Raw genomic sequence first — 5,544 nt, 5'->3', positions numbered from 1 at the left:
GGGTGTTGACGGACCAACAAAGGGATGTAGAATGGGCGGCTCACCCGGGACGAAATGCTTCGGGGCAATCTTGAAAAGAAGGTTGCAAGTGATTGATCTTTGACAGTGTGCGCAGGTGACTTGTGTGGGCGTCTTGCGGTGGAAGCGAAAGCTGTCCAATAAATGCAAGCGTCTAACCTAAGAGTCAATTCAAAAGCTTGACGTTTTACGGTTAGGACAACGCTTCAGAAAGATAGATCATCTACGGATGGTCGAAAACTTAAGTGAAGAGTTTGATCCTGGCTCAGATTGAACGCTGGCGGCATGCCTAACACATGCAAGTCGAACGGCAGCACAGTCGTAGCAATACGATGGGTGGCGAGTGGCGGACGGGTGAGGAATACATCGGGACCTGCCCAGACGTGGGGGATAACGTAGGGAAACTTACGCTAATACCGCATACGTCCTACGGGAGAAAGCGGGGGATCTTCGGACCTCGCGCGGTTGGATGGACCGATGTTCGATTAGCTAGTTGGTGAGGTAAAGGCTCACCAAGGCGACGATCGATAGCTGGTCTGAGAGGATGATCAGCCACACTGGGACTGAGACACGGCCCAGACTCCTACGGGAGGCAGCAGTGGGGAATATTGGACAATGGGCGCAAGCCTGATCCAGCAATGCCGCGTGTGTGAAGAAGGCCTTCGGGTTGTAAAGCACTTTTATCAGGAGCGAAATACCACGGGTTAATACCCTATGGGGCTGACGGTACCTGAGGAATAAGCACCGGCTAACTTCGTGCCAGCAGCCGCGGTAATACGAAGGGTGCAAGCGTTAATCGGAATTACTGGGCGTAAAGCGTGCGTAGGCGGTTTCTTAAGTCTGCTGTGAAATCCCCGGGCTCAACCTGGGAATGGCAGTGGATACTGGGAAGCTAGAGTGTGAGAGAGGATGGTGGAATTCCCGGTGTAGCGGTGAAATGCGTAGAGATCGGGAGGAACATCAGTGGCGAAGGCGGCCATCTGGCTCAACACTGACGCTGAGGCACGAAAGCGTGGGGAGCAAACAGGATTAGATACCCTGGTAGTCCACGCCCTAAACGATGCGAACTGGATGTTGGTCTCAACTCGGAGATCAGTGTCGAAGCTAACGCGTTAAGTTCGCCGCCTGGGGAGTACGGTCGCAAGACTGAAACTCAAAGGAATTGACGGGGGCCCGCACAAGCGGTGGAGTATGTGGTTTAATTCGATGCAACGCGAAGAACCTTACCTGGCCTTGACATGTCTGGAATTCTGCAGAGATGCGGAAGTGCCTTCGGGAACCAGAACACAGGTGCTGCATGGCTGTCGTCAGCTCGTGTCGTGAGATGTTGGGTTAAGTCCCGCAACGAGCGCAACCCTTGTCCTTAGTTGCCAGCACGTAAAGGTGGGAACTCTAAGGAGACTGCCGGTGACAAACCGGAGGAAGGTGGGGATGACGTCAAGTCATCATGGCCCTTACGGCCAGGGCTACACACGTACTACAATGGTCGGTACAGAGGGTTGCGAGACCGCGAGGTGGAGCCAATCCCAGAAAGCCGATCCCAGTCCGGATCGTAGTCTGCAACTCGACTACGTGAAGTCGGAATCGCTAGTAATCGCAGATCAGCTATGCTGCGGTGAATACGTTCCCGGGCCTTGTACACACCGCCCGTCACACCATGGGAGTGAGTTGCTCCAGAAGCCGTTAGCCTAACCGCAAGGGGGGCGACGACCACGGAGTGGTTCATGACTGGGGTGAAGTCGTAACAAGGTAGCCGTATCGGAAGGTGCGGCTGGATCACCTCCTTTCGAGAACGACAGCGGCTTTGCCGCAAGACGTCCACACAAGACACCTGCACATCCGCACGCCGACGGCGTGAACGGCCTATCTCCACAAGGGAGAGGTCGAAAAGCTTTATGGGTCTGTAGCTCAGGTGGTTAGAGCGCACCCCTGATAAGGGTGAGGCCGGTGGTTCGAGTCCACCTAGACCCACCAGTATTGGGGAGCGACCCGGACTTACGGGGCCATAGCTCAGCTGGGAGAGCACCTGCTTTGCAAGCAGGGGGTCGTCGGTTCGATCCCGACTGGCTCCACCAGTTCGAATGGATGTGTAGCGCACACAAAAGATTGTTGAAGCGAGACGGCGCTGAGGCCGTTATCGTGTTCTTTGAAAATGTAAACGAGTGACAAGCGTCTTGGTTTTGAACTGAACCGAGATGTGTCGTTGAGGCAAAGAAGTAAGCGAATGCGTTGTTTGGCGAATCCCATTTCCTGAGGAGGAAGGGGAGTAGCCCTGAGGCGACTTGGGGTTATATGGTCAAGCGACTAAGCGTATACGGTGGATGCCTTGGCAGTCAGAGGCGATGAAGGACGTGGCAGCCTGCGAAAAGTGTCGGGGAGCTGGCAACAAGCTTTGATCCGGCAATGTCCGAATGGGGAAACCCACTCCGTAAGGAGTATCGCTCAGTGAATACATAGCTGAGCGAAGCGAACCCGGGGAACTGAAATATCTAAGTACCCGGAGGAAAAGAAATCAACCGAGATTCCCTCAGTAGCGACGAGCGAACGGGGAGCAGCCCAAAAGTGCATCATGTTTTAGCCGAACAGTCTGGAAAGGCTGGCCGTAGCAGGTGATAGCCCTGTAGGCGAAAAGGCACGGTGCATGAAATTGAGTAAGGCGAGGCACGAGAAACCTTGTCTGAACATGGGGGGACCATCCTCCAAGGCTAAATACTCCTGACTGACCGATAGCGAACAAGTACCGTGAGGGAAAGGCGAAAAGAACCCCGGAGAGGGGAGTGAAATAGACCCTGAAACCGTATACGTACAAGCAGTGGAAGCCCGTAAGGGTGACTGCGTACCTTTTGTATAATGGGTCAGCGACTTACTGTCAGTGGCAAGCTTAACCGTATAGGGGAGGCGAAGGGAAACCGAGTCTGAATAGGGCGCATAGTCTCTGGCAGTAGACCCGAAACCGAGTGATCTAGCCTTGGCCAGGTTGAAGGTGCGGTAACACGCACTGGAGGACCGAACCCACATCTGTTGCAATAGATGGGGATGAGCTGAGGCTAGGAGTGAAAGGCTAAACAAACTCGGAGATAGCTGGTTCTCCTCGAAAGCTATTTAGGTAGCGCCTCGTATGAATCTTCCTGGGGGTAGAGCACTGTTATGGCTAGCGGGCCATCGCGGCTTAGTAAACCATGGCAAACTCCGAATACCAGGACAGAATGTACGGGAGACACACGGCGGGTGCTAACGTCCGTCGTGAAAAGGGAAACAACCCAGACCCGCAGCTAAGGTCCCCAAGTTCATGCTAAGTGGAAAACGATGTGGAAAGGCATAGACAGCCAGGAGGTTGGCTTAGAAGCAGCCACCCTTTAAAGAAAGCGTAATAGCTCACTGGTCGAGTCGGTCTGCGCGGAAGATTTAACGGGGCTAAGCATGACACCGAAGCTCGGGGTGCACACGTAAGTGTGCGCGGTAGAGGAGCGTTCTGTACGCCTGTGAAGGTGGGTTGAGAAGCCTGCTGGAGGTATCAGAAGTGCGAATGCTGACATGAGTAACGATAATGCGGGTGAAAAGCCCGCACGCCGAAAGCCCAAGGTTTCCTCGCGCAACGTTCATCGGCGCAGGGTGAGTCGGCCCCTAAGGCGAGGCAGAAATGCGTAGTCGATGGGAAGCTGGTTAATATTCCAGCACTTGACTGTAGTGCGATGTGGGGACGGAGAAGGTTAGGTCTACCGGGCGTTGGTTGTCCCGGGGAAAGGCGGTAGGTGGGATGCTTAGGCAAATCCGGGCATCCATACACCGAGCACCGAGACGAGCCCTTATTAGGCGAAGTGACTGAGACCACGCTTCCAGGAAAAGCCACTAAGCTTCAGCTACAGCAAACCGTACCGTAAACCGACACTGGTAGGCAGGGTGAGAATCCCAAGGCGCTTGAGAGAACTCGGGTGAAGGAACTAGGCAAAATGGCACCGTAACTTCGGGAGAAGGTGCGCCCACCGGTGTGGTCACATGCGTGACTGAGCACTGATGGGTCGCAGTAACCTGGCCGCTGCGACTGTTTATCAAAAACACAGCACTCTGCAAACACGAAAGTGGACGTATAGGGTGTGACGCCTGCCCGGTGCTGGAAGGTTAATTGATGGGGTCAGCCGCAAGGCGAAGCTCTTGATCGAAGCCCCAGTAAACGGCGGCCGTAACTATAACGGTCCTAAGGTAGCGAAATTCCTTGTCGGGTAAGTTCCGACCTGCACGAATGGCGTAACGACAGCGGCGCTGTCTCCACCCGAGACTCAGTGAAATTGAAATCGCTGTGAAGATGCAGCGTTCCCGCGGCAAGACGGAAAGACCCCGTGAACCTTTACTATAGCTTTACACTGAACGTTGAGTTCTTCTGTGTAGGATAGGTGGGAGGCTATGAAACCAGGACGCTAGTCTTGGTGGAGCCAACCTTGAAATACCACCCTGAAGTGCTTGACGTTCTAACCTAGGTCCGTAATCCGGATCGGGGACCGTGTATGGTGGGTAGTTTGACTGGGGCGGTCTCCTCCCAAAGCGTAACGGAGGAGCACGAAGGTACGCTCAGCGCGGTCGGACATCGCGCACTGTGTGCAAAGGCATAAGCGTGCTTGACTGCAAGATCGACGGATCAAGCAGGTACGAAAGTAGGTCTTAGTGATCCGGTGGTTCTGTATGGAAGGGCCATCGCTCAACGGATAAAAGGTACTCCGGGGATAACAGGCTGATACCGCCCAAGAGTTCATATCGACGGCGGTGTTTGGCACCTCGATGTCGGCTCATCACATCCTGGGGCTGTAGCCGGTCCCAAGGGTATGGCTGTTCGCCATTTAAAGTGGTACGCGAGCTGGGTTCAGAACGTCGTGAGACAGTTCGGTCCCTATCTGTCGTGGGCGTTGGAGATTTGAGGGGGGCTGCTCCTAGTACGAGAGGACCGGAGTGGACGTTCCGCTGGTGTTCGGGTTGTCATGCCAATGGCATTGCCCGGTAGCTACGAACGGAAGTGATAACCGCTGAAAGCATCTAAGCGGGAAGCACGCCCCAAGATGAGATCTCCCGAGAGTTCGACTCTCCTTAAGGCCCCATCTAGACTAGGTGGTTGATAGGCGCGGTGTGGACATGCAGCAATGCACTGAGCTAACGCGTACTAATGAGCCGTGCGGCTTGACCATATAACCCCAAGACGCTTCGCATGTGCCGATCCCTCTGCGACGGGTCCAGCCACTCATGGTTGGACGAGTCCAAGAGTGTGATCACCAACGAAACATCTCCAGAACTTCACCAGACGCTTGTCACTCGTTTACCCCTCTTGAAGCCGGCGCTCAAGCGCTGCTTCAACCCTTTCCCTGGCGGCTATAGCGCTGTGGCCCCACCCGATCCCATCCCGAACTCGGAAGTGAAACGCAGCTGCGCCGATGGTAGTGTGGACTTCCATGCAAGAGTAGGTCACCGCCAGGGGCTTTATCCTAAAAAACCCTCACCGAGTCCGGTGGGGGTTTTTGCTTTGGTGCGCCGGGTACATCC

2 tRNA genes and 3 rRNA genes are annotated in these 5,544 nt (G+C 54.7%); all 5 read left to right on the top strand.

What is annotated here, in order from left to right:
* Positions 1–260: 260 nt before the first annotated feature.
* The 5 genes from DWU98_RS21385 to rrf all read left to right on the top strand — a co-directional run bounded on the left by DWU98_RS21385 (position 261) and on the right by rrf (position 5,478).
* Positions 261–1,805, top strand: a 16S ribosomal RNA gene (locus DWU98_RS21385).
* A gap of 110 nt (positions 1,806–1,915) precedes the next feature.
* A tRNA-Ile gene (locus tag DWU98_RS21380) sits at positions 1,916–1,992 on the top strand.
* A 25-nt stretch (positions 1,993–2,017) separates the two neighbouring features.
* Positions 2,018–2,093: transfer RNA gene (locus DWU98_RS21375), tRNA-Ala, on the top strand.
* Positions 2,094–2,312: 219 nt separating this feature from the next.
* Positions 2,313–5,192 (top strand): 23S ribosomal RNA (locus DWU98_RS21370).
* 173 nt (positions 5,193–5,365) lie between these two features.
* A 5S ribosomal RNA gene (gene rrf / locus DWU98_RS21365) occupies positions 5,366–5,478 on the top strand.
* The 16S, 23S and 5S rRNA genes sit together here with 2 tRNA genes alongside, the layout of an rRNA operon.
* The last annotated feature ends 66 nt before the right edge of the window (positions 5,479–5,544 follow it).

The sequence above is a fragment of the Dyella monticola genome (genome assembly GCF_003363155.1).
Taxonomy (GTDB): Bacteria; Pseudomonadota; Gammaproteobacteria; order Xanthomonadales; family Rhodanobacteraceae; genus Dyella_B; species Dyella_B monticola.
The sequence above is the reverse complement of the archived record's forward strand: the minus strand, read 5'-3'. Positions and strand labels throughout refer to the sequence as shown.